The following is a 22,207-nucleotide window of genomic DNA, read 5'->3' on the forward strand; positions in this document are numbered from 1 at the left end:
GACGCCCGCGGCCGCGGATCAGGGGCGCTGGTCGCCGAACACGCCGCCCTGCTTGAGCGGACGGCCGCCCTCGTTGTGGAGCTCCCAGTAGTCGACGATGACGGCGCCCGAGGACAGGCGCTCGAGCATGGCGCGGACGGCGTCGTACTGGTTGCCGCGCAGATGCAGCCAGATGCGCAGCTCGCCCTCGGTCTGGTCGTCGCATTGCGGATACAGGACGGCGGGGAAATCGTCGAAGGTCAGCCACGCGACGCCGGTCTTGCCCTCGACGTTGGAGGCGCCGTGCACCACCAGCACCGAGATCTGCTTCACGACGATGCCGCCGTCGGCGCCAGGCAGTTCGAAATCGCCCGCCCAGGGGAACCAGCGGCGCGCGACGACGGAGCGCCGCGGCATCGGCTCGACGTCCGCCGCCGGCTCGGGCGCGGCGGGCCCGGACAGGTGGTCGAAATACGTCCGCAGCGCCGCCGTCTGCCATTTGGCGAGCGTCCTGCGCTTCATCGCTTTCGAGGGCATCGCGGATCCTCCGGCGCCGGACGGAGCGCGGCATCGACGCCGTCCCTCGCGCGCCGGCATGACACCACGAGCGGTCAGGACGCGTCCATGCGACCGATGCGACACCTCGAAACGACAAGAGCCGCCCCGAGGGGCGGCTCTCCGTGTCCTGGCCCGGAAGCCCGGGCCTAGTTCAGGACGATCTCGACGCGGCGGTTCTGCGGCTCGCGGACGCCGTCGGCGGTCTGCACCAGCGGCATCGACTCGCCACGGCCCACCACCGCGATCTGGTTCGCCGGGATGCCCTCGCGCACCAGCTGGTCCTTCACCGCGTTCGCACGACGCAGCGACAGCGCCATGTTGTAGGCGTCGCCACCCGACTTGTCGGCGTGGCCCGTCACGTCCAGGCGCGTCGACTTGCCGGCCTTGGCGTCCGCCGCCGCCTGCTTGATCGTCGTCGCGGCCGTCGGCGTGATCAGCGCCCGGTCGAAGTCGAAGAACACGATGTAGCTCTTCTTGCCGGCGGGCGGCGGCGGCTGCATCGGCGCCGCGCCCATCGGCGGCGCGCCCCAGTTGTAGGCCAGACGCACGAACGGGCCGTGGATCAACTGGCCGGAACGGCCCCGCGGGCTGCCAACGCCCACGTTCGGCGTCAGCCAGTCGTAGTAGACGCCGTCCATCCACTCGACCTTGTACCCGGCGGCGATGTGGAACAGCGGCGCGACCTCCCAGTCGAGGCCGGCCTTGGCGCCGATGTTCCAGAACATCCGGCTGCGGCTGTCGCTGGGGTTGCCGACGTTGTTCGATTCCCTGATCTTGCCGAATAGGAACGCCGTCTCGACGGCGCCGAACAGGCTGATCGATTCGGTCAGACGCAGCGAGCCGTCGACGCCGATCTTCGGACCGATGCCCCAGGCCTTGCCTTGGTAGCTCACGCCGGGGATGAAGTTGAAATCGTAGGTGAAACGCTGGTAGCGCACGCCGAGGTTCGGGCGGACGCCCCACCCGGGACCGGAGATCGTGTAGCCAACCGTACCGTCGATGTGCCAGGTCTTGGCGTCCGAGATCTGGTCGACGCCGCCGCCGTCCGTCTCGCCCTTGCCGCGACTCAAGTCGATGTAGCGACCGCCCAGACTGATGTCCCACGCGCCGTCGAAGCGGTAGCCGAACTCAGCGCCCGCGCCCCAGCCGTCGCCGGGATTGACGTTGGTGTTGGCCTGGTCGACGAACGCCGTGCCGCCGGAGCGCGCCGGCATCACGTACATGCCATCGATGTAGCCGAAGAAACCGGGGCCGGACTGGACCTGCGCCTGCGCGGCGGCGGAAACAAGGACGCCGAGCGCCACGCCCGACAACATCAGCTTCTTCATATCGATCTCCGTAGGAGCAATAATATCGGCCACCGCAATCGACGCGGAACTGCCGTGAAAGTACCGGAAGCGGCGCCCACATCCAACCGTATCCTCCCATTGAATCAATACTCACCGTCGTTTTCCAGATGTAGTTGCACAACGGCAACAGTGGGCGGACGGCGCGCCGGCCGATTGACTTGGCCGGGGTCGCCGACCACAACCCGGGCCATGGCGCCGCCACCCTTCGCCCCGTCCCTGCCTCTGATCGAATCGGCCGTCGGCATGCCCGACGCGCGCCCGATCCGGCGCTGGTTGGCGGTGGTCGCGGCCATGGTCTTCGCCATGGTGGTGATCGGCGCGCTCACCCGGTTGACCGAATCCGGACTCTCGATGGTCGATTGGCGGCCGGTGACGGGCTGGCTACCACCCCTGACGGATACCGCTTGGCAGGCCGAGCTCGCGAAATACGCCGCGTCGCCGCAGGGGCGGCTGGTCAACCACGGCATCACCGTGGAGCAGTTCAAGGGCATCTTCTGGCTGGAGTACTTCCACCGCCTATGGGGCCGGCTGATCGGGCTGGCCTACGGGCTGCCGTTGCTGTGGTTCATGTTGCGTCGCGGCATACCGCCCGGCCTGACGCCGCATCTCCTCGGTCTGCTGGCGCTGGGCGGCCTGCAAGGCCTGATGGGCTGGCTGATGGTCGCCAGCGGTTTGATCGACCGGCCGTCGGTGAGCCACTACCGGCTGGCCGCGCATCTGGCGCTGGCGGCCATCCTCTACGCTTGGCTGATGGCCTTGGTGTTCCGCTTGGCTCCGGCCCGGACCGCGCGACCGGCCGGACCGGGCGACGGTCGCGTGCTGCGTCTCACCTTCGCGGTCATCGGGTTGCTCGCCGCGACCATGGTCTGGGGCGCCTTCGTCGCCGGCCTGCGCGCCGGCCAGGTGCACACCACCTTCCCGACCATGTCCGGCTACTGGCTACCGCCGGGACTCATCGACACGCAGCCGGCGTGGCTGAGCTTCGTCGGGACGCAGACCGGCACGCAGTTCGTCCACCGCCTGCTGGCGGCCGCGACCTTGATCGCGTGTCTGGCGCTGTGGTGGCGCGCGCGCCGCGACGATGTCGGCGCCGGCGCGTGGCCGGCCGCCAACATGACCGGCGCGATGGTGGCGCTGCAGTTCGCGCTGGGCGTGGCGACCATCCTCAGCGGCGCGCAGATCGCGCTGGCGACGCTGCACCAGGCCGGCGCCTTCCTGTTGTTGACCGCGCTGACGCTGCTCGCCTGCCGTCTCGCACCGCCACGGCGGTAGCGCGGGAGCGCTCCCTCGCTTCGATGATGGCAGATGGTGTGCGACGATGTTACGCTCCGCACCGGGACAACGACGCGGCGAGGCCGCGAGGGGAGAACAAGCATGGCCCAGCCGCCGCAACCGCCGAACTGGGGCGCGCAACAGCAGCCGCCGCCGCATCCCGGCTATCCGCAACAGGGTGGCTATCCGCAGCAGGGCGGCTATCCGCCGCCACAGGGCTACCCGCAGCCGGGTCAGGGCTATCCGCCGCAGCAGGGCTATCCGCAACCGGGCCAGGGCTACCCGCCGCAGCAGGGCGGCTATCCGCCGCCGGGCTACCCCGGTGCGCCCGCCTATCCGCCGCCGGGCTACGGCGCCGCGACCGGCATGGCGCCGGCCGGCTTCTGGATCCGTTTCATCGCCGCCCTCGTCGACGGCATCATCATCGGAATCCCGATGATGATCCTGATGGCGATCCTGTTCGGCGGCTCGTTCGGCGCCATCATGAGCGCCAGCACGACCAACGACGAGGCCGCGATCGCCGCGGCGGCGGCCGGCGCCGCCGGCGCCTTCCTGATCTTCATCCCGATCGCGATCATCATCGGCTGGCTCTACGAGGCGCTGATGCTGAGCTCGGCCGCCGGCGCGACGCTCGGCAAGCGCATGGTCGGCGTGAAAGTGCTGAAGGGCGACGGCACGCGGCTGTCGTTCGGCCGCGCCACCGGCCGCCACTTCGCCAAGGCGATCGTGACGCCGATGATCCCGTTCGCGATCGGCTACATCATGGCCGGGTTCACCGAGCGCAAGCGCGCGCTGCACGACATGATCGGCGACACGATGGTCGTGAAGAGCTGACCGGCGGTCCGGAATCCGCCGCGAAGGGCGCCCGGCGACGGGCGCCCTTTCTCGTTCCCGGCGCCGCCGTTTGAACCGCACGGGAATCGATCCGATTTGCGCGCGCGTCCGGCCGACGCCGCGCCACCACGGAGTGCGAATCGATGTCGAACGTCCCCGCCACGGCGCCGGCGCCGTTCATCGCGGCGCGCTACGGCGGCTTCTGGCGCCGTCTCATCGCGCTGGTCGTCGACAACTTCATCGTCGCGATCCTGGTCGGGCTGGCGCTGGAGGCGTTCGGCCGCTCGCTGCTGGCACCCGGCCTGTCGCTCGACGATCCGGCGAAGCGCGCCGAGACGCTGGCCTATCTCGGACGCAACACGCCGATCGCGCTGCTGACGGTGTGGCTGTACGAGGCGTTGATGCTCAGCTTCGGGCCGCAGGCGACGGTCGGCAAATGGCTGGTCGGGCTGAAGGTGGTCGGTGTCGACGGCGCGCGGCTGAGCTTCGGCCGCGCCACGCTGCGGCTGCTGGTCAAGGCGGTCGGCCACGCGCTGCTCGGGATCGGCAGCGCGATCTCGGCGTTGATGCTACTGTTCTCGTACCGCAAACGCGCCATCCACGACCGCATCGCCGGCACGCTGGTGGTGCGGCGCTGAGCCCTTCCGATAGAGCGGCGCCACGCCGTAGCGACTCCAAGCCGTCATCCCGAGCGCAGCGAGGGATCTTGAGGATGCGGAAAGATCCCTCGCCGCGCTCGGGATGACAGGAGGCGTTCGTTCACCCGCGAAGGGCGCGCATCGCATCCCCCTCGAACGCGATGGCATGGCACGCTAGGATGGCGCATTCGGTCCAACGCGGCGCGGGAGCCTGCACATGCCATCGTGGATTCCTCCGTCCGGCGGTCCGCCGCCGCCTCCAGGGCCCGGTGCGCCCGCGCAGGGGCCGCAATGGGGCGCGCCGGCCCCGGGCCCGCAGGGGGCGCCGCAACCTCCCTATCCGCCGCAGCAACCCTACCAAGGCCAACCGCCCTACGGCGCGCCGCCGCCGGGGTATCCACCGCCGGGGTATCCACCGGGATACCCGCCGCCCGGGTATCCGCCGCAAGGCTATCCGCCGCAGCAACCCTACGGCGCGCCTCCGCCGCCGCCTCAGCCTGGCGTCGGCATGGACATCGTGGACTACAAGATCCACGGCCAGGAGATGCAGTACGTCGAGGTCGAGCTCGATCCCGGCGAGGCCGCGGTCGGCGAAGCCGGCAGCATGATGTACATGGACGCCGGCATCGCCATGGAGGCGGTGTTCGGCGACGGCCGGCGGGCCGACGCGCCGGGCGCCGGCGGCGGTTTCATGGGCAAGCTGATGGGCGCCGGCAAGCGGCTGCTGACCGGCGAGTCGCTGTTCACCACGGTCTACAGCAACCCGACGCCGCAGAAGCGCAAGGTGGCGTTCGCGGCGCCCTATCCCGGCGCCATCCTGCCGATGGACCTGCGCACGCTGGGCGGCACGCTGATCTGCCAGAAGGACGCGTTCCTGTGCGCCGCCCGCGGCGTGTCGCTGGGCATCTTCTTCCAGCGCAAGATCGGCGTCGGCTTCTTCGGCGGCGAGGGCTTCATCATGCAGAAGCTCGAGGGCGACGGGCTGGCCTTCGTGCACTGCAGCGGCACGGTGATGACGCGCGAGCTCCAGCCCGGCGAGACGCTGTTCGTCGACACCGGCTGCCTCGTGGCGATGACGCCGCAGACGCAGTTCGACATCCAGTACGTCGGCAACATCAAGACCGCGCTGTTCGGCGGCGAGGGCATCTTCTTCGCCCGGGTCACCGGTCCCGGCACGGTGTGGCTGCAGAGCCTGCCGTTCTCGCGCCTGGCGTCGCGCATTTTCGCGGCCGCGCCGCAGCGCGGTGGCGGCGGCAAGGAGGAAGGCAGCGTGCTCGGCGGCCTCGGCCGCGTGTTCGACGGCGACAACAGTTGACCGTCGCCGATCCATCGGGGGCCGGCCCGTGCCCGACGCGATGACCGCCGGCGTCGAGGCGCGGCCCCTGCTGCTCGGCCTGCTGGGCTCCCCGATCAAGCATTCGGCGGCGCCGGCGATGCACCGCGCCGCCGGCGACGCGACCGGCTTCCGCGTGCACTACCAGCTGATCGACGTGCCCGGCGCCGACGCGACGCGCCTGCGCGCCCTGCTCGACGCCGTGCGCGCCTTCGGCTTCGGCGGCATGAACGTGACGTTCCCCTACAAGGCCGCCGTGCTGCCGTTCCTCGACGCGCTGGCGCCGGGCATCGACGCGATGGGCGCGGTCAACACGATCGTCGCCAGCGACGGCCGTCTGACCGGGCACAACACCGACTCGACCGGCTTCGGCCGCGCCTTCGACGAGGTGGTCGGCGGCGCGCTCGACCGGCCCGTGGCGCTGATCGGCGCCGGCGGCGTCGGCCGCGCCGCCGCCTTCGCGCTGGCGGCGCGCGGCGTCGTCGAGCTGCGCGTGCTCGACAGCGACCGCGCCAGCGCCGAGGCGCTGGCGGTGTCGCTGGCCGGCCGCGCGCGGGTCGTGGTCGCCCGCGACGCCGCCGACGCGCTCGACGGCGCCGCCGGCCTGATCAACGGCACGCCGATCGGGATGCTGCCGAACCGCGACCTGCCGCTGCCGGCGGGCCTGCTGCGGCCCGGCCTCTGGGTCGCGGACGCGGTCTACAACCCGCTATGGACGCCGCTGCTGCTCGCCGCGCGCGACCGCGGCTGCCGGGTGATGACGGGACGCGAGCTGTGCGTGCACCAGGCGTGCGACGCCTTCGCGCTGTTCTCCGGCGCGACGCCGCCCTACGCCGCCGTCGCGGCGGCGTTCGACGCGGTGATCGCGGCGCGGGGCTGACGCGGAGACCGAACCGCCGAGGCCGCGGCGGACGCCCGCAGGGTCCGCGATAGCGGACGCCCGGACGCGCTGCAGGATCGGCACCGGTCGCGCGCCGACGACCATGCTCGCGGCGCATCCGCCGGACCGACGGCCGCGATCGACGAAGGGACGCGACATGACCGACACCCGCGCGCGGATCTGGATTCCCCTCGTCGCCGCCGCGCTGACATGTTGCGGGCTTTCGATAGCGCGCGCGGCGCCGGACGAGGAGCTGCTGGGCAAGGGGCTCGGCTATCCCGTCGGCACGCGCGCCACGTGGTTCGCCGACGAGAAGGTGCGGGTCGGCTCGTTCAGCCAGCTCGACAGCATCCTGCCGCACAACACGCTGGCGCGCGCAGAGGCGCCGCGGCCGCTGCCCGCCGCCGCCGAGACGCCGGCCTACGTCTACGCCGGCCGCACGATCGACGATTTCCTCGCGCGGCGGCGGATCACCGGGCTGATGGTGATCAAGGACGGCGTCGTCCAGATCGAGCGCTACCAGTACGACCGCACGCCGGCGCACCGGTTCCTGTCGAACTCGATGGCCAAGTCGATCACCTCGATCGCGGTCGGCATCGCGCTCCAGGAAGGACTGATCAAGTCGCTGGACGACAACGCCGCCGTCTACGTCCCCGAGCTGGCCGGCGCGCCCTACGGCGAGACGCCGATCCGGGCGCTCTTGCGCATGTCGTCGGGCGTCAAGTTCAGCGAGCGCTATGACGGCAACGACGACCTCATGAAATACGTGTTGCGCCAGCACCGCGAGGGGACATTCGCGGCGTTGCGCGGCTTCTCGACCCGCGACCTGCCGCCGGGGCAGCGCTTCCAGTACGCCTCGGTCGAGACCATCGCGCTCGGCCTCGTGGTGCGCGGCGCGACCGGGCGGACGCTGTCGGACTATGTCGCGGAGAAGCTGTGGCGGCCGATGGGCGCCGAGGCCGACGCCACGTGGACGGTCGACCCCGGTCGCGTCGAGTACGCCTGGGGCAATTTCAACGCCACGCTGCGCGACTGGGGACGGCTGGCGATCCTGCTGGCCGACGACGGCGCCCGCGACGACCGCCAGATCATCCCGCGCGACTACCTGCGGGAGGCGACTGATTTCACCCGGCATCCCGCCGCCTTCGCACCCCGGACCGCGACGCCCTACTTCGGGTACGGCTACCAGTTCTGGACGTACCCCACGAAGGTCCGGCGCTTCGCCCTGCTGGGCGTGTTCGGGCAGTCGATCTTCGTCGATCCGCAGCTACGGCTGGCGCTGGTGATCACGGCGGCGCAGCGCGAGGCGAACAGCTCGACCGACGGCTTCGGCGCCGAGCGCGACCAGCTCTGGCGCGCGCTGGTGCAGCACCACGGCGGGAGCTGGTGAGAGGACGCGCGAACGGGCCGGTCTCGCGTAGGCGGCTACGAGCGCGGCTTGTCGATGAACAGCATGAAGCGGGCGAGAGGGCGCTTGAATAGAAGCAGATAGGCGACGTGCGCGCCGACCAGGAGCACCAGCAGATTCGCGAACCACTCGTGCAGCTCGTCGAGAACCCCGCCACCCCGATCCGCATCGCGGCGGCGCCCGGAGCCGCTCGATCCACGTTCGCCTCCGCCGGCCTCGGGCGGCGCGGGCGCGTTGATCGTGGCCACGCCGATCGCCCGCCCGCGGTCCATCGCGATCCCGCTCGCGGTCACTCCGATCAGGCAGGCCGCGATGGCCGCGAGCAGCGTGCGGCTGATCGCCGGGTGGGTCATCGCGTTGCCGAGCTTGAGGCCGTCGAAGATCGGATAGAAGCGAGACAGTCCAAGGTGACGCAGCCCCGTCGCCGCCGCGACGAGCCGCAACACGATCGCGCCGGCCACCCCATAGCCAAGCCAAGCGTGTATCCGGCCGGTCTCGCCGGTGGCGTAGGCCAGAACGACGAGTATCGCGAGGACCGCGTGGTAGGCGCGAAGGAACTTCAAGATCGACGGCATGCGGCCTTCCTTCGGATCGACGCCCGGGGGGCGGGACGGAACGAGAGGCTGGCAGCAATGGGACTCCACCCCGCAAAGCCTCCAAGGGCAGGCGAATCGGCGCGCCCTTGCGCCGGGCCGGCGCGAGGCCGCTGACGCGCAGTGCGTCCGCGCGGCCGGGCCCGCCCCTGGATCTCGATGGCGCCGCGGCGCTATGGGCGCTTCCTGTACAGAGCGCAGGAATCCAGACGGGCGGGGTGGTTCTTCAGAGATCCGAGGGTGCGGACCCGGGCGCTGGCGCAGCGCGCGTTCAATGCGTGACGGGCCGCCGCGTCGAGCGTCGCGTGCCGCGCGCCGTCGGCGGAGTAGCCGCGGGCGCGCAAGCCCGTCTCGACGTCCCAGAAATCGATGCACCGGCCCGAATCGGCCAGTTCGTCCATCGTGGCGCGCATCGATGCGCTCCGTGCGCCGGTGATCGTCATGTCCATCCCCTCGGTGTCGGGCCCTCCCGATGGGCGGACTCTGTCACCGACCCGGCCCCGCGCGTGTGCAATGCGGCACACGCCCGTTGATTCGCCGCCGCCGGCGGAGGCCGGGGCCCGCTCAGGTGTCGAAGGTCGTGCCCTCCGACGTCGTCCTGGCGATGTCGCCGTCGAGCACGACGTGGCCGCTGTCGTCGAGCCCCTTCAGCGCCTTCTCGACCCGGTCGGCCGACAGGTGGGTCTTGTCGATGATGGATTTGCGCGGAACGCGCGCGCGCGGGCCGAAGCCGCGGATCGCGTCGAGGACCGCGAACTCGTCGTACGTCATTTCAAACCCCATCGCCGATGGACGCCTGCCGGCACCTTAGCACGACCGCGCGCGGCCGCGTCCGGCGCTGTCAGATCCCGGCGTGGCGTTCGATGACGTTGTCCTCGGGATCGCGGAAGAACATCGCGCGGTGCCGACACGACGCGATCTCGATCGGCGGCCTGACGATCGGCACGCCCTTGGCGACCAGTTCGGCGTGCCAAGCGTCGATGGCCGGCGGCGCCACCCGGAACGCGAGCTGCACCGAGGCGGCGTCCGGCACGGCGGCGCCGTCGTGCCAGGCGGCCCAAGGTCCGCGCGGGCGCAACGTGAGCAGGCTCGATCCGACGCGGAAGCTCACCCAGGTCGGCGTGTCCAGCTCGACCGCAAAGCCCATGACGTCGCGGTAGAAGGCGCGCGTCTCCTCGATGCGCGAGCACAGCGGGATCGTGTGGTCGAGATCGTTGATACCGACGGCGACCACCCAGTCCTCCGTCCGCCGGCACGGCGGCCCGATCCCAGGGCGGACGCCACCGCGAGGTCGACCGCTCCGGCGCGGGTCCGCGCACGCCGCGGTGCGCGACGGCGCGGAACGCGGTATCGATACCGCCTCGGCGGCTTCGCGCGACGGCGCGGCGGCGGCAACGGGAGGATCGGCGATGGCGCGTCCCATCGGATTGGCGGCGCTGACGGTGCTGGAGCTGCGACCGCCGGACCAGGTGGCGTGCGCGGCGGCGGCCGGCTTCAGCCATGTCGGCCTGCGCCTGATCCCGGCGACCCCCGACGACACGCTGCATCCGATGATCGGCGACACCGCGATGGCGCGCGAGGTCGCCCAACGGCTGGTCGACACCGGGGTGAAGGTCCTCGACATCGAGATCTTCCGGCTGCGCCCGCACACCCGCGTGCAGGACTACGCCGCCGCCTTCGACGCCGGCGCGCGGCTCGGCGCGAAGCACGCGCTGGTGGCCGGCAACGATCCGGACGAGGCGCGGCTGATCGACAATTTCGCCGCCATCTGCGAGCTGGCGGCGCGCTTCGAGCTGACCGCCGATCTCGAGCCGATGCCGTGGACCGACGCGCGCTCCGTGCCGCAGGCCGCGCGCATCGTCGCCGCCGCCGGCCGCGCCAATGGCGGCGTGCTGGTCGACGCCATCCACTGGGACCGCTCGGCGGGCACGCCCGACGACATCCGCGCCGTGCCACCCGGGCGCCTCCGCTACGCCCAGCTCTGCGACGCGCCGGCCGAGCGGCCGACCGACACCGACGAGATCCTGCGACAGGCCCGCGCCGAGCGACTGTTCCCCGGCGAGGGCGGGCTCGACCTGCGCGGTATGCTGCGGGCCCTGCCGCCGGACATCCCGCTCAGTCTGGAGATTCCCACGCTGGCGCTGGCGAAGACCGTCCCCGCCGTCGAGCGCGCCCGCCGCGCCCTGGCCGCGACGCGCGCGCTGCTGGCGGCGTTGGCGGAGGAGGAGCGGTAGGACACCACGGCCGTGATCCGGCCGCGCGGTGCTTCTCCCGTCATTCCGAGCGGAGGCGCGTAGCGCCGTGGTCGAAGAATCCTTCCGCGGTGCGCGGACCGACAAGATCCGTCGACTGCGCGCCTGCGGCGCTGCGCTCAGGATGACGTGGGGAGCGGTCGTGCGCGATGTCTACGTGCGCGTGGTGCGCGCCGCCACTGCCGGGCGCGACCGCGTCCGTCAGTCCAGATACCCGTCGAGGAAGTCGAACACGGTGGCCTTGAACAGCGCGTGGGCGATGATCGAGAAATGGTCGCAGCCCGGCACGACCACGGCCTTGGCGCCGGGGATGGCCGAGGCCAGGCCCTGCGGCGCGCCGGCCAGCGCGTCGCGGGCGCCGGCGATCACCAAGGTAGGCACGGCGAGCGCGCCCAGCGCGGCGCGGTCGATCTCCATGCGGGCGCCGCGCGAACAGGCGGCCAGCGCCAGCCGGTCCTCCTTCTGCTCGTCGGCGAAGTGCCGGAAGCTGCGCATCATCGGGTCCTCGATGGTGGCGGGATCGGCCGCCTCCATCGCCGCCGCCATGCGCCCGTCGGACGGTTGCGGCTCCAGCATCCTGCCGCCGACGCCGCCGAGCACGAGGTCGCGGAAGCGGCCGCCATGCGACAGCGCCGCCGTCAGCGACAGGTGCGAGCCCATCGAGAAGCCGATCAGCGCGGCGCGCTCGATCGCGAGATGGTCCATCAGCGCCACGATGTCGCCGGCCATGGCGCGGCGGTCGTAGAGCGCGGGATCGTGCGGCTTGGCGCTCTGGCCGTGGCCGCGGAAGTCGAGCGCGACGCAGCGCATGCCCTTGCGCTCGAACGCGTCGTACCAGCCCATGCGCTTCCAGTTCTCGTAGCGGTTCGACGAGAAGCCGTGCGCCAGCACGACGCTGCGGCGCGCGTCGCGCGGGCCGACGTCCTCGTAGGCGAGATCGAGACCGTCCGAGGTGAACGTGGCCATGGTCGCTCCTCCCGGCACGGCGCTCAGGCGCCGGTGCCGCCGTCGTGCATGTGGCAGGAGACCGCGCGTCCGTCGCCGAGGTCGCGCAGGACCGGCTCGACCTCGCGGCAGCGCGGCCCGGCGTGCGGGCAGCGCGTGTTGAAGCCGCAGCCCGGCGGCGGCCGCAGCGCGCTGGGCACCTCGCCGGAGATCACCGTCCGCGGGCGCGACGCCTCGAGCTCGGGATCGGGGATCGGGATCGCGGCCAGCAGCGCGCGTGTAGGGATGCCGCGGATCGCGGTACAGCGCGTCGCGGGTGGCGACCTCGACGATGCGGCCGAGATACATCACCGCGACGCGGTCCGAGATGTGTCGCACCACCGACAGGTCGTGGGCGATGAACACGTAGGTCAGGCCGAGCCGCGCCTGCAGATCCATGAACAGGTTCACGACCTGCGCCTGGATCGACACGTCGAGCGCCGAGACCGGCTCGTCGCAGATCACCAGCCGGGGGTTCATCGCCAGTGCGCGGGCGATGCCGATGCGCTGGCGCTGGCCGCCGGAGAACTCGTGCGGGTAGCGGTCGGACATGTCCGGCAGCAGGCCGACGATGTCGAGCAGCTCCGCGACGCGCTCGCGGTAGACCGCCCGGTCGCCGGCCAGCCCGTGCACCACCAGCGGTTCGCCGACGATGTCGCAGACGCGCATGCGCGGGTTCAGCGAGCCGTAGGGGTCCTGGTAGACCATCTGCATGCGGCGGCGGATCGGGCGCATGCGCGCCTCGTCGTGGTCCGTGATGTCCTCGCCTTCCAGCACGATGCGGCCGGCGGTCGGCTTGAGCATGCGCAGGATGGCGAGGCCGGTGGTCGACTTGCCGCAACCGCTCTCGCCGACCAGCCCCAGCGTCTCGCCGCGCTTGAGCGTGAACGAGACGCCGTCGACGGCCTTCACGGTCGCGACCTGCGTCTGGAAGACGACGCCCTTCATGACCGGGAAATGGACCTTGAGATCCTCGACGCGCAGAATCTCGTCGCCGGCGGGCGCGGCGGCGGTCGGCGGGGCGGCGGGCGCGGCGGTGTCAGGCATCGACGAAGCAGGCCTTGGAATGGCCGGGCCCGACCGCCTCGAGCTCCGGCTTCTCGGCCCGGCAGCGATCGGTGGCCAGGCCGCAGCGCGGCGCGAAGGCGCAACCCGGCGGCAGCGCGGCGAGGTTGGGCGGCTGGCCCTCGATCGGCACCAGCGGCCGGCTGGTGTCGCCGTCCAGCCGCGGCACCGAGGCCATCAGGCCGCGGGTGTAGGGATGGCGCGGCGACTTGTAGAGGATGCGCGCAGGCGCGGCCTCGACCACGCGGCCGCCGTACATGACGATGACGCGGTCGGCGTAGCGCGCGACGACGCCGAGGTCGTGGGTGATCAGGATCAGCGACGTCCCGCGGTCGACGGCCTGGCTCTTGAGCAGGTCGAGGATCTGCGCCTGCACCGTGACGTCCAGCGCGGTGGTCGGCTCGTCGGCGATGATCAGCCTCGGCTCGCACGCGAGCGCCATCGCGATCATGACGCGCTGCCGCATGCCGCCGGAGTACTGGTGCGGATAGGAGTTCAGGCGGCTGGCGGCGTCGGGAATCCGCACGCGGCCCAGCATCTCCTTGGCCTTCTCGAGCGCCGCCGCCCAGCTGACCTGGCGGTGGAGCTGGACCGGCTCCGCGACCTGCATGCCGACGGTCAGCGCCGGGTTCAGCGACGACATCGGTTCCTGGAAGATCATGGCGATGCGGTCGCCGCGGATGGCGCGGATCTCCGGCTCGGTGAGCTTGAGCAGGTCGACGCCGTCGAACAGCACCTCGCCGGATTCGATCCGGCCCGGCGGATCGGGGATCAGTCGCAGGATCGACAGCGCCGTCACGCTCTTGCCCGAGCCGGACTCGCCCACGATCGCCACCGTCTCGCCGACGCCGACGTCGAACGAGACGCGGTCGACCGCGGCGACCGATCCGCGCTCGGTGCGGAAGCGCGTGACGAGGTCGCGGACCTGGAGAAGCGGCGCTGTCATCGGGCGCGGCGCGCGGGGGGGGGGGGGGGGGGGGGGGGGGGGGGGGGGGGGGGGGGGGGGGTCCACCGGGGCGGGCATCAGAAGCCCATCTTCTTCTTCATCTCCTGGTCGACCCAGATGCGGGCGTAGACCGGACCGGGGCGCACCGCGCCGACGCGCAGCTCGCCGTTGTAATTTTTCACCCACGGCCACCACGCGGTGTAGACGTACGGCGTCGGCAGCCAGATGTACGGCGCCTTGTCGAGGATCTCGCGCGTCAGCTCGCGCAGCGTCTCCATCCGCTTCTCCTCGTCCGGCTCCCGGTAGGCCGCGTCCATGCGCTTGTCGTACTCGGGGTCGGACCAGCCCGACGGGTTCCAGGTCTGCTTTGTGACGAAGCTCTTGCGGATCGTCGTGGTCGGGTTGGTGTGGCCGTTGTTCATGAAGTAGGCCGGCGTCATCGTCCGCGTCGTCATCGCCGACAGGAACGCCGCGTACTCCATCGGCTGGATCTCGAGCTTGACGCCGACCTGCTCCAGGTACGCCGCGACCAGCGGCAGCAGGTCCATGTGGTCGGGGCTGCACGAGCAGACCTGGACCTTCGTGGTGAAGCCCTTCGGGAAGCCGGCCTCGGCCAGCAGCTTCTTCGCCTTGGCCGGATCGTAGGTGAACAGCTCCTTCACCGACGCCGGCATCTTCTCCAGCGGCTCGAAATAGCCGCCGTAGTCGGGATGCTGGGGATAGGCGAACAGCTCGGCGTTGCCGTTGTAGTAGGCCGAGACGATCTCCTTCTTGTTGACCGCCATGTTGAGCGCGCGGCGCACGCGGACGTCCTTGAACGGGCCGTCGACGTCGACGCGCATCGCCATGAACGTGCCGGACTGCGCCAGCCAGCGGTTCCATCTCAGCGCCGGCGCGCTCTTCTTGAGGCTCTCGACGTTCTGCCAGCGGATGGCTTCGAGGATGTCGAGCTTGCCGGTGCGCAGCGAGGCGATCGAGGTCGCCTCGTCCTTGATCGTGCGATAGACGACCTTGTCGAGGAACGGCAGCTTGTACTCCTTGCCGCCGATCCTCTCCTTGTCCCAGTACACCGGGTTCTTGGTGTAGGTGTTCGAGTTGCCGGACACGAAATCGGTCAGCATGAACGGGCCGGTGCCGTTGGCGTTCTTCCAGTTCGCCGGCGCCGGCGTCGGACACCTCCTTCGGGTAGATGCCGGAGTAGTAGCCCCAGCCGAAGCGGTAGTCCCACTCGGCGAAGTGGTGCTTGAAGGTGAAGACCACGGTGTGCGTGCCGGTCGCCTCGACCTTCTCGATGTGGTCGAAATAGCCCAGCAGCTTCTTCGGGCTGGTCGCAAGCCGCGTGTAGCTGTGCACGACGTCGTCGGCGACCAGTTCGCGGCTCTTCATGACGCCGGGCTTCTCGGGGAACATCACGCCTTTGCGCAGCTGGATCTCGACGCGCAGCGGGTCCTTCTTCCACGCCCAGGTCTCGGCCAGCTCGCCGCGGATGGCGTCCGACGGCAGGTGCGCGTCGAGGATGAACGCGTGCTTGCCGCCGGCCTTGACGCTCTTCGACAGGTCGCCGGCGAACAGCTGCTCGTACATCGCGCCGCTGTCGTGGTTGGATTTCCAGTTCCAGTCCGCCGGATCCCACGACAGCGCCGACAGCGTCACGTAGACGGTGCCGATCTCCAGCGTGCCGCCGTATTTCGGCGCCTCCGGCGCCTGCGCCGCGGCCCCGCCGGCCGAGGCGCCGATTCCCAGCGCCAAGGCGCCGGCCAGCAGCGCTCCCTTGGTCCGTCCGATAGCGATGCGCATGCGTCCCTCCCCTGCGATCCCGGACCGCGCGCTCACGCGGCGTGCCGCAGCACGGCGCCCGCGCGCGCGCCGGTGAACGCGCCGTCGAGCACGTTGACCGCGCCGTTGACGATGGTGGCCTTGTAGCCCGTGGCGCGCTGGACGAAGCGCGGCGCGCCGCCGGGGAAGTCGTTGACCAGCTCGGGCTGGAGTTCGGCGACCGTCGCCGCGTCGAACACGTTGACGTCGGCGCGCATGCCCGGCGCCAGCACGCCGCGGTCGCGCAGCCCCATGACTCGCGCCGGCATCGAGGTCATGCGCCTGACCGCCTGGCCCATCGAGAAGAAGCGCCGCTCGCGCACCCAGTACGACAGCATGAACGTCGCCCAGCCGGCGTCCATCACCTGCGAGACGTGCGCGCCGGCGTCGCCGAGGCTGGGGAAGCAGCGGTCGCTGCGGAACATGTGGGCCAGCGCGTCGATGTCGGGGTTGAACATCCGTAGCGTGAACAGCGCCCGGCCGCCGGTCTCGCGCGACAGCCGCAGGAACGTCTCGGCCCAGTGCTCGCCGCGCGCCCGCGCCATGGCGACGAGGTTCAGCTCCTCCGCGCCGGTGTAGTCGGGCGACGCGCCGGCGCCGAGGTAGAACACCTTCTCGACCGGCGTGCCGAGGTTCTGCTTGAAGCCGTTCTCGCGGACCTCCGCCATCAGCGCGGCGTGGATATCCGGGTCGCCCAGCGCGGCGACCTTGTCCGCCAGCGTCGGCATGCGCCGTAGACGCGACCACGTCGCGCCGCGCACGGGCAGCGAGGCCTGCAGGCCGTAGATCATGCCCGAACCGCGCACCTGCGTGATGGCGGTGATGTCGCGGCCCTCGCACAGCGTCTCGAGCGCGTCGCGCCGCCGGCCGGCCAGCGCGACGTCGCCGCCGCCGGCGCCGTAGCTGCACAGCACGCGGCCCTTGGCGGAATCCGCGATGTCGCCCAGCAGCGCGAGGTCGGCGCCGACCGCCTGGACCAGCGCGCCGCGCGGCGCCACCACCTTGGCGATCTCGATGATCTCCGCCGGATCGGCGAAGGTGCCGGGGATGGCGCGGCCGTCCGGCAGCTTGTGCTCGGCGAAGCGGTTGATCGAGAAGCCGGCCGCGCCGGCGTCGATCGAGCGGGCGACCACGTCGACCATGCGCCGCATGTCGTCCTCGGTCGCCGCCTCCTCGACGGCGCGGTCGCCCATGACGTAGAAGCGCACGGCGCTGTGGCCGACCAGGCCGGCGATGTTGATGCCCGGCCGGAGCGCCTCGACGGCGTCGAGATAGCCGCCGTAGTCCTCCCAGCTCCACGGCAGGCCCGACAGGATCGCCTGGCGCGGGATGTCCTCGACGGTCTCCATCATGCCGGCGAGCAGTTCCTTGTCGGCCGGCCGCACCGGCGCGAAGGTGACTCCGCAATTGCCCAGCAGCGCCGTGGTGACGCCGTGCCAGCTCACCGGCGTGCAGTCGGGGTCCCACCCGATCTGCGCGTCGAGATGGGTGTGGATGTCGATGAAGCCCGGCGTGACCGTCATACCCTCGGCGTCGATCTCGCGCCGGCCGCGGCCCTCGACCGCGCCGACGGCGGTGACGACGCCGCCCTCGATCCCGATGTCGCCGCGCACCGGCTCCGCGCCGGTGCCGTCGACGATCTCGCCGCCGCGGATCACGATATCGTACGCCATGGCCGTTCCCTCCAGAGCCGGTGGCCGGTCCCGCGACGCGCGGGCCGGCGTCAGAATCCCATCTTCTTCTTCATGTCCTGGTCGACCCAGATGCGGGCGTAGATCGGGCCGGGACGCACCGCGCCGACGCGCAGCTCGCCGCCGTAGTTCTTCACCCACGGCCACCACGCCGTGTAGACGTACGGGATCGGCATCCACACGTAGGGCGCCTGGTCGACGATCTCGCGCGTCAGCTCGCGCAGCAGCTTGATGCGGTCCGCCTCGTCCTTGCTGCGGAACACCTGGTCCATCTTGGCGTCGTACTTCGGATCGGAGAAGCCCGCCGGATTCCACAGCTCGCCGGTGATGAAGCTCTTGTGGATCGTGCGCGTCGGATTGACGTGGCCGGAGTTCATGAAATAGGCCGGCGCGTGGGTGCGCGAGCTCATGGCGCTGAGGAACGCGCCGTACTCCATGGGCTGGATCTCGAGCTTGACGCCGATCTGCTCGTAGTAGGCGGCGATCAGCGGCAGCAGGTCCATGTGGTCGGGGTTGCAGGCGCAGACCTGGACCTTGGTGGTGAAGCCCTTCGGGTACCCCGCCTCGGCCAGCAGCTTCTTCGCCTTGGCCGGATCGTAGGTGAACAGCTCCTTCACCGACGCCGGCATCTGGTCGAGCGTCTCGAAGTACGGACCGTAGTCGGGGTGCTGCGGATAGGCGAACAGCTCGGCCTCGCCGTTGTAGTAGGCCTTGACGACCTCCTGCTTGTTGACCGCCATGTTGAGCGCGCGGCGCACGCGGACGTCCTTGAACGGGCCGTCGACGTCCATGCGCATCGCCATGAACGTGCCGGACTGGTTGAGCCACTTGTTCCACTGCAGCTGCGGCGCGCTCTTCTTGAGGCTCTCGACGTTCTGCCAGCGGATCGCCTCGAGGATGTCGAGCTTGCCGGTGCGCAGCGCCGTGATCCACGTCGCCTCGTCCTTGATCGTCCGGTACACCACCTTGTCGACGAACGGCAGCTGGTACTCCTTGCCGCCGACCGTCTCCTTGCCCCAGTAGACCGGGTTCTTGGTGTAGGTGTTCGAGTTGCCCTGCACGAAGTCGGCGAGCTGGAACGGCCCGGTGCCGACGGCGTTCTTCCAGTTGGTGGCGCCGGCGTCGACCATCTCCTTGGCGTAGATCGGCGAGTAGTAGCCCCAGCCGAAGCGGTAGTCCCATTCGGCGTGGAAGTACTTCATGTGGAAGACGACGGTGTGGCTGTCGGGCGTCTCGACCTTCTCGACGTGGTCGAAATAGCCCTTCTGCTGCTTCGGGCTGCTGATCAGCCGCCTGAAGGTGTAGGCCACGTCCTCCGAGGTCAGCTCGCGGCTCTTCATGACGCCGGGTTTGGCCGGGAACATCACGCCCTTGCGCAGCTTGATCTCGACCCGCAGCGGATTCTCCTTCCACGACCAGCTCTCGGCCAGCTCGCCCTTGATGGCGTCCGACGCGAGGTAGCCGTCCGCCACGAACGGGTGCTTGCCGCCGTTGCGGCGCGCCTTCGACAGGTCGCCGACGAAGAGCTGCTCGAGGTAGTGGCCGGTGTCGTGGTTGAGCTTCCAGTTCCAGTCGTGCGGATCGAACGACAGGGCCGACAGCGTCACGTAGACCGTGCCGATCTCCAGCGTGCCGCCGTATTTCGGCGCCTCCTGCGCCTGCGCCGGCGCGGCCATCGCCGCCGTGACTCCAAGCGCGGCGCCCAGCGCGGCGTTCCTGAATGCGATCATCGTGTCCTCCCCTGCTCCGGCGCCGTCGTCGCGGCGCTCGTCGTCCCGTCCTTCGTCTAGCGGCTGCCGCGCATGCGCGGATCGAGCAGATCGCGCAGCGCGTCGCCGAACATCGCGATGGCGTAGACCACCACCGTCAGGCACAGGCCCGGCGCCATCGCCAGCCACGGCCCCTGGTACATGTAGGCGCGGCCCGACCCGGACAGCATGCCGCCCCAGGTCGGCGCCGGCGGCGGCACCCCGAAACCGAGGAACGACAGGCCGGACTCGGCCAGGATCACGGCGCCGACGCGGTTGGTGAACAGCACGATCACCGGCGCCATGACGTTGGGCAGCACGTGGCGCAGCAGGATGCGGAAGGTGCGCGCGCCGGTCGACTGCGCGGCGTGCACGTACATGTTCTCGCGCACCGAGACGACGGCGCCGCGCACGATGCGAGAGCCGGCGATGCCCAGCGCCAGACCCAGCACGACGATGATCTGCGGCATGCCCGGCCCGACCACCGAGACGACGACGATCAGGATGATCAGCTCGGGGAAGCTCATCCAGGCGTCGACGAAGCGCTGCGTGACCATGTCGAACTTGCCGCCAAGGTACCCCGTGAGGATGCCCAGCACGATCGAGATGACGGTGGCGAGGCCGGCGGCGCCGAAGCCGATGATGACCGAGAGCTGCGCCCCGTAGAGGCAGCGCGAGAGCATGTCGCGGCCGAGGTTGTCGGTGCCGAACGGGAAGGCGAGGCTTGGCGGCTTCAGCCGGTGCAGCATGTTGGGCTGGTTGAACCCGTACGGCGCCAGCACGTCGGCGAAGATCCCGCAGAACAGGAACAGCACGCACACGACGCCGCCGATCGCGCCCAGCGGCTTCTCCCGCACCAGGCGGACGACGAACGCCATGAAGGGGCCGCGGCGGCGCGCCGGCGCCGCGGCGTCGAGGCTGTCGGCGACCGCGGTCATCTGTAGCGCACCTTCGGATCGAGAAGTCCGTAGCTGAGGTCGACGACGAGGTTGATCACCATCACGGCGACGCCGACGATCAGGAACACGCCGGTGATGATCGGGTAGTCCCGCGCGCTGACCGCCTCCAGCAGCAGCAGCCCCATCCCCGGGATCACGAAGATCTGCTCCATGATGACGGCGCCGCCGATCAGGATCGGCGCCTGCAGGCCGATCAGCGTGACGACGGGGATCATGGCGTTGCGCAGGGCGTGGCGCATCACGACCAGCGGCTCGTTGAGGCCCTTGGCCCAGGCGGTGCGCACGTAGTCCTGCCGCAGCACCTCCAGCATCATCGTGCGCGTCAGGCGCATGGTCACCGCCGACAGCGAGCAGCCGAGGATGATCGACGGCACCAGCATCTGCGAGAGGTTGCGCAGCGGGTCGTCGGTGAACTTCGCGAACTTGATCTCCGGCGACCAGCCCCACCAGATCGACGGGAACACCATCACCAGGGTGCCCAGCCAGAAACTCGGGACCGCCAGCATGAGGATGGAGAACGACCGCGCCAGATAGTCGCCGCCGGTGTCCTGGCGCACCGCCGAGAACACGCCGATCGGGATCGCCACGGTCAGCGCGACCAGCAGCGACAGCAGGCCCAGCTCGAAGGTCACGGGCAGGCGCTGCAGGATCTGCTCGGTGACGGGCGTGTTCTGCCACAGCGACCGGCCCATGTCGCCGGAGAACAGGATGGCGCCGACCCAGCGGAAGTACTGCAGGTGCATGGGCTGATCGAGGCCCAGCGCGGCCTCGAGCGCGAGGCGGTCCTTCTTGCCGGCGGCGATGTCGTTCTGGCTCATCATCAGGTCGATGATGTCGCCGGGGATCAGGCGCACGGTCACGAACACGATGACGCTGGCGAAGAACAGCGTCGGAATCAACGCAAGCAGGCGGCGCGCGATATAGGCCTGCATCGCTTGGCGTCCCTCCGCTCGCGTGGCCGCGCCGCGCCGGCGCGTCCCGTGGCGGAACCCCGGCGGTGGCGTCGGTCGTCGACTGCGACGCGGGCCGAGCCCGGCGTCTCCCACCGCGACGCCTCTTGCCGGGCGTTCGCGCGCGAAGGCTACGCGTCGGCGCGGCCGGCCGTCAATCGCGCCGCCCGCGCCCGACGCGCCGGCGGCGCGCGCGTTCCGCAAGGCGGGCGCGGACGCCACGGCGGGACGCGAAAAGGGCGACGGCCCGGGTTTCCCTGGACCGTCGCCCCCGTCTCCGTGTCGCCGGCGCGGCCGGCGGCGGCGTCGCTACCGGGCGCGGCCGTTGTGGCGCGCCGTGTGGATCGCGCGGCTCTGATGGGCCTGCATGCCGCGGATGCGGCCGCGCTCCGCCGCCGTCACCTCGCCGTCGGCGCGGGCGCGGCGCTCGACCGTCGCGACGCGGGCCTGGCCACCTTCCAGCCGCCGGAACTCGGCCGGGGTCAGCGAGCCGTCGCGGGCGCCGGCGTAGATGCGCGCCTGCTGGTGGCGCTGATGCGCGTTGATGCCGGCGGGATGCGGCGTCCCGCCGCCCGCGACGCTGCCCTGGCCGTCGTGGCGCTGGCGGTAGATCGCGCCGCTCTGGTGACGCTGCATCGCCGTCAGACGGGCGCGCTCGGCGGCGGTCACCTCGCCGTCGTGCTTCGCCCTGGCCTCGGCGCCGGCGACCCGCGCCTGGCCGCGGTCGAGCCGGCGCTGCTCGGCCTCGGTCAGGGACCCGTCGAGCGTGCCGGCGTCGATGCGGCGCTCCTGGTTGACCTGGCGCTGGTCGATGCGCGGCGTACCGACGCCGCCCTCGGCGGGTTCGGCGGCCGCGGCGGCCGACAGGCCGGCGGCGAGCAGCGCGCCCAGCAAGGCGACGCGCGGAATGGCGATGTGACGGGTCATGGTGCGGGGTTCCTGTCCGGATCGGC

The 22,207-nt window shown here is 70.9% G+C and carries 20 protein-coding genes and 2 pseudogenes; 7 read left to right on the forward strand and 15 right to left on the reverse strand.

Annotated elements, in window-relative coordinates; genetic code table 11:
* Positions 1-18 precede the first annotated feature (18 nt).
* On the reverse strand, positions 19-516 hold the full coding sequence (locus IPK81_10445; GenBank protein ID QQS14536.1) for a hypothetical protein: 498 nt from the start codon (positions 514-516) through the stop codon (positions 19-21).
* A gap of 167 nt (positions 517-683) precedes the next feature.
* Positions 684-1,262, reverse strand: a complete 579-nt coding sequence (locus IPK81_10450) for an OmpA family protein (GenBank protein ID QQS15049.1) — start codon at positions 1,260-1,262, stop codon at positions 684-686.
* A gap of 867 nt (positions 1,263-2,129) precedes the next feature.
* Here IPK81_10450 and IPK81_10455 point away from each other — a divergent pair.
* The 6 genes from IPK81_10455 (at position 2,130) to IPK81_10480 (ending at position 8,233) form a co-directional block, all read left to right on the forward strand.
* On the forward strand, positions 2,130-3,158 hold the full coding sequence (locus tag IPK81_10455; protein QQS14537.1) for a COX15/CtaA family protein: 1,029 nt from the start codon (positions 2,130-2,132) through the stop codon (positions 3,156-3,158).
* A gap of 366 nt (positions 3,159-3,524) precedes the next feature.
* On the forward strand, positions 3,525-3,992 hold the full coding sequence (locus IPK81_10460; protein QQS15050.1) for an RDD family protein: 468 nt from the start codon (positions 3,525-3,527) through the stop codon (positions 3,990-3,992).
* Between the two features lie 143 nt (positions 3,993-4,135).
* The gene (locus IPK81_10465; GenBank protein ID QQS14538.1) at positions 4,136-4,630 is read left to right on the forward strand and encodes an RDD family protein; all 495 of its coding nucleotides are present in this window, start codon (positions 4,136-4,138) and stop codon (positions 4,628-4,630) included.
* A gap of 508 nt (positions 4,631-5,138) precedes the next feature.
* Positions 5,139-5,945, forward strand: coding sequence for a TIGR00266 family protein (locus tag IPK81_10470; protein ID QQS14539.1), 807 nt, complete (start codon positions 5,139-5,141; stop codon positions 5,943-5,945).
* Between the two features lie 40 nt (positions 5,946-5,985).
* Positions 5,986-6,843 carry a shikimate dehydrogenase gene (locus tag IPK81_10475; GenBank protein QQS15051.1) on the forward strand — a complete coding sequence of 286 codons (858 nt, stop codon included), beginning with the start codon at positions 5,986-5,988 and terminating at the stop codon, positions 6,841-6,843.
* Positions 6,844-7,000: 157 nt separating this feature from the next.
* Positions 7,001-8,233 (forward strand): serine hydrolase, encoded by a 1,233-nt coding sequence (locus IPK81_10480; GenBank protein QQS14540.1) that lies wholly within the window; start codon positions 7,001-7,003, stop codon positions 8,231-8,233.
* A gap of 35 nt (positions 8,234-8,268) precedes the next feature.
* On the opposite strand, the gene IPK81_10485 is transcribed toward IPK81_10480, so the two are convergent.
* The 4 genes from IPK81_10485 to IPK81_10500 all read right to left on the reverse strand — a co-directional run bounded on the left by IPK81_10485 (position 8,269) and on the right by IPK81_10500 (position 10,078).
* The gene (locus IPK81_10485) at positions 8,269-8,826 is read right to left on the reverse strand and encodes a cytochrome b/b6 domain-containing protein (GenBank protein ID QQS14541.1); all 558 of its coding nucleotides are present in this window, start codon (positions 8,824-8,826) and stop codon (positions 8,269-8,271) included.
* 191 nt (positions 8,827-9,017) lie between these two features.
* Positions 9,018-9,287, reverse strand: coding sequence for a hypothetical protein (locus IPK81_10490; GenBank protein QQS14542.1), 270 nt, complete (start codon positions 9,285-9,287; stop codon positions 9,018-9,020).
* A gap of 121 nt (positions 9,288-9,408) precedes the next feature.
* Positions 9,409-9,615 carry a hypothetical protein gene (locus IPK81_10495; GenBank protein QQS14543.1) on the reverse strand — a complete coding sequence of 69 codons (207 nt, stop codon included), beginning with the start codon at positions 9,613-9,615 and terminating at the stop codon, positions 9,409-9,411.
* Between the two features lie 70 nt (positions 9,616-9,685).
* The gene (locus IPK81_10500; protein ID QQS14544.1) at positions 9,686-10,078 is read right to left on the reverse strand and encodes a VOC family protein; all 393 of its coding nucleotides are present in this window, start codon (positions 10,076-10,078) and stop codon (positions 9,686-9,688) included.
* Between the two features lie 175 nt (positions 10,079-10,253).
* On the opposite strand from IPK81_10500, the gene IPK81_10505 reads away from it, so the two are divergent.
* On the forward strand, positions 10,254-11,078 hold the full coding sequence (locus tag IPK81_10505; GenBank protein ID QQS14545.1) for a sugar phosphate isomerase/epimerase: 825 nt from the start codon (positions 10,254-10,256) through the stop codon (positions 11,076-11,078).
* Positions 11,079-11,297: 219 nt separating this feature from the next.
* Here the strand turns inward: IPK81_10505 and IPK81_10510 are convergent, their stop codons facing one another.
* The 9 genes and pseudogenes from IPK81_10510 to IPK81_10550 form a co-directional block, all read right to left on the reverse strand.
* The gene (locus IPK81_10510) at positions 11,298-12,062 is read right to left on the reverse strand and encodes an alpha/beta hydrolase (GenBank protein QQS14546.1); all 765 of its coding nucleotides are present in this window, start codon (positions 12,060-12,062) and stop codon (positions 11,298-11,300) included.
* Between the two features lie 23 nt (positions 12,063-12,085).
* A pseudogene (locus IPK81_10515) lies at positions 12,086-13,127 on the reverse strand (dipeptide ABC transporter ATP-binding protein).
* Positions 13,120-14,091: an ABC transporter ATP-binding protein gene (locus IPK81_10520; protein QQS14547.1), complete on the reverse strand. Its 972-nt coding sequence runs from the start codon at positions 14,089-14,091 to the stop codon at positions 13,120-13,122. The pseudogene IPK81_10515 and the gene IPK81_10520 overlap by 8 nt, the downstream one beginning before the upstream one ends.
* Before the next feature lie 77 nt (positions 14,092-14,168).
* A pseudogene (locus tag IPK81_10525) lies at positions 14,169-15,888 on the reverse strand (ABC transporter substrate-binding protein).
* Positions 15,889-15,920: 32 nt separating this feature from the next.
* Positions 15,921-17,579 carry an amidohydrolase family protein gene (locus IPK81_10530; GenBank protein ID QQS14548.1) on the reverse strand — a complete coding sequence of 553 codons (1,659 nt, stop codon included), beginning with the start codon at positions 17,577-17,579 and terminating at the stop codon, positions 15,921-15,923.
* A 50-nt stretch (positions 17,580-17,629) separates the two neighbouring features.
* A complete protein-coding gene (locus IPK81_10535) occupies positions 17,630-19,327 on the reverse strand; it encodes an ABC transporter substrate-binding protein (protein QQS14549.1) in 1,698 nt (565 codons plus the stop codon).
* 56 nt (positions 19,328-19,383) lie between these two features.
* Entirely contained in the window at positions 19,384-20,283 is a 900-nt protein-coding gene (locus IPK81_10540; protein ID QQS14550.1) for an ABC transporter permease, read from the reverse strand.
* A complete protein-coding gene (locus tag IPK81_10545; GenBank protein QQS14551.1) occupies positions 20,280-21,236 on the reverse strand; it encodes an ABC transporter permease in 957 nt (318 codons plus the stop codon). Before IPK81_10545 ends, IPK81_10540 begins: the two co-directional genes overlap by 4 nt.
* Before the next feature lie 327 nt (positions 21,237-21,563).
* Complete coding sequence (locus IPK81_10550; protein ID QQS14552.1) at positions 21,564-22,181, reverse strand: hypothetical protein; 618 nt, start codon at positions 22,179-22,181, stop codon at positions 21,564-21,566.
* Positions 22,182-22,207 lie beyond the last annotated feature (26 nt).

The organism is Rhodospirillales bacterium (genome assembly GCA_016699855.1).
In the GTDB taxonomy this organism is placed as follows: Bacteria; Pseudomonadota; Alphaproteobacteria; order Reyranellales; family Reyranellaceae.

Excerpts from the sequence above, each read along its gene's own strand:
- IPK81_10445 (QQS14536.1), bottom strand. The coding sequence starts at position 516 with ATGCCCTCGAAAGCGATGAAGCGCAGGACGCTCGCCAAATGGCAGACG.
- IPK81_10450 (QQS15049.1), bottom strand. The coding sequence starts at position 1,262 with ATGTTCTGGAACATCGGCGCCAAGGCCGGCCTCGACTGGGAGGTCGCG.
- IPK81_10455 (QQS14537.1), top strand. The coding sequence starts at position 2,130 with ATGCCCGACGCGCGCCCGATCCGGCGCTGGTTGGCGGTGGTCGCGGCC.
- IPK81_10460 (QQS15050.1), top strand. The coding sequence starts at position 3,525 with ATGGCGCCGGCCGGCTTCTGGATCCGTTTCATCGCCGCCCTCGTCGAC.
- IPK81_10465 (QQS14538.1), top strand. The coding sequence starts at position 4,136 with ATGTCGAACGTCCCCGCCACGGCGCCGGCGCCGTTCATCGCGGCGCGC.
- IPK81_10470 (QQS14539.1), top strand. The coding sequence starts at position 5,139 with ATGGACATCGTGGACTACAAGATCCACGGCCAGGAGATGCAGTACGTC.
- IPK81_10475 (QQS15051.1), top strand. The coding sequence starts at position 5,986 with ATGACCGCCGGCGTCGAGGCGCGGCCCCTGCTGCTCGGCCTGCTGGGC.
- IPK81_10480 (QQS14540.1), top strand. The coding sequence starts at position 7,001 with ATGACCGACACCCGCGCGCGGATCTGGATTCCCCTCGTCGCCGCCGCG.
- IPK81_10485 (QQS14541.1), bottom strand. The coding sequence starts at position 8,826 with ATGCCGTCGATCTTGAAGTTCCTTCGCGCCTACCACGCGGTCCTCGCG.
- IPK81_10490 (QQS14542.1), bottom strand. The coding sequence starts at position 9,287 with ATGACGATCACCGGCGCACGGAGCGCATCGATGCGCGCCACGATGGAC.
- IPK81_10495 (QQS14543.1), bottom strand. The coding sequence starts at position 9,615 with ATGACGTACGACGAGTTCGCGGTCCTCGACGCGATCCGCGGCTTCGGC.
- IPK81_10505 (QQS14545.1), top strand. The coding sequence starts at position 10,254 with ATGGCGCGTCCCATCGGATTGGCGGCGCTGACGGTGCTGGAGCTGCGA.
- IPK81_10510 (QQS14546.1), bottom strand. The coding sequence starts at position 12,062 with ATGGCCACGTTCACCTCGGACGGTCTCGATCTCGCCTACGAGGACGTC.
- IPK81_10520 (QQS14547.1), bottom strand. The coding sequence starts at position 14,091 with ATGACAGCGCCGCTTCTCCAGGTCCGCGACCTCGTCACGCGCTTCCGC.
- IPK81_10530 (QQS14548.1), bottom strand. The coding sequence starts at position 17,579 with ATGGCGTACGATATCGTGATCCGCGGCGGCGAGATCGTCGACGGCACC.
- IPK81_10535 (QQS14549.1), bottom strand. The coding sequence starts at position 19,327 with ATGATCGCATTCAGGAACGCCGCGCTGGGCGCCGCGCTTGGAGTCACG.
- IPK81_10540 (QQS14550.1), bottom strand. The coding sequence starts at position 20,283 with ATGACCGCGGTCGCCGACAGCCTCGACGCCGCGGCGCCGGCGCGCCGC.
- IPK81_10545 (QQS14551.1), bottom strand. The coding sequence starts at position 21,236 with ATGCAGGCCTATATCGCGCGCCGCCTGCTTGCGTTGATTCCGACGCTG.
- IPK81_10550 (QQS14552.1), bottom strand. The coding sequence starts at position 22,181 with ATGACCCGTCACATCGCCATTCCGCGCGTCGCCTTGCTGGGCGCGCTG.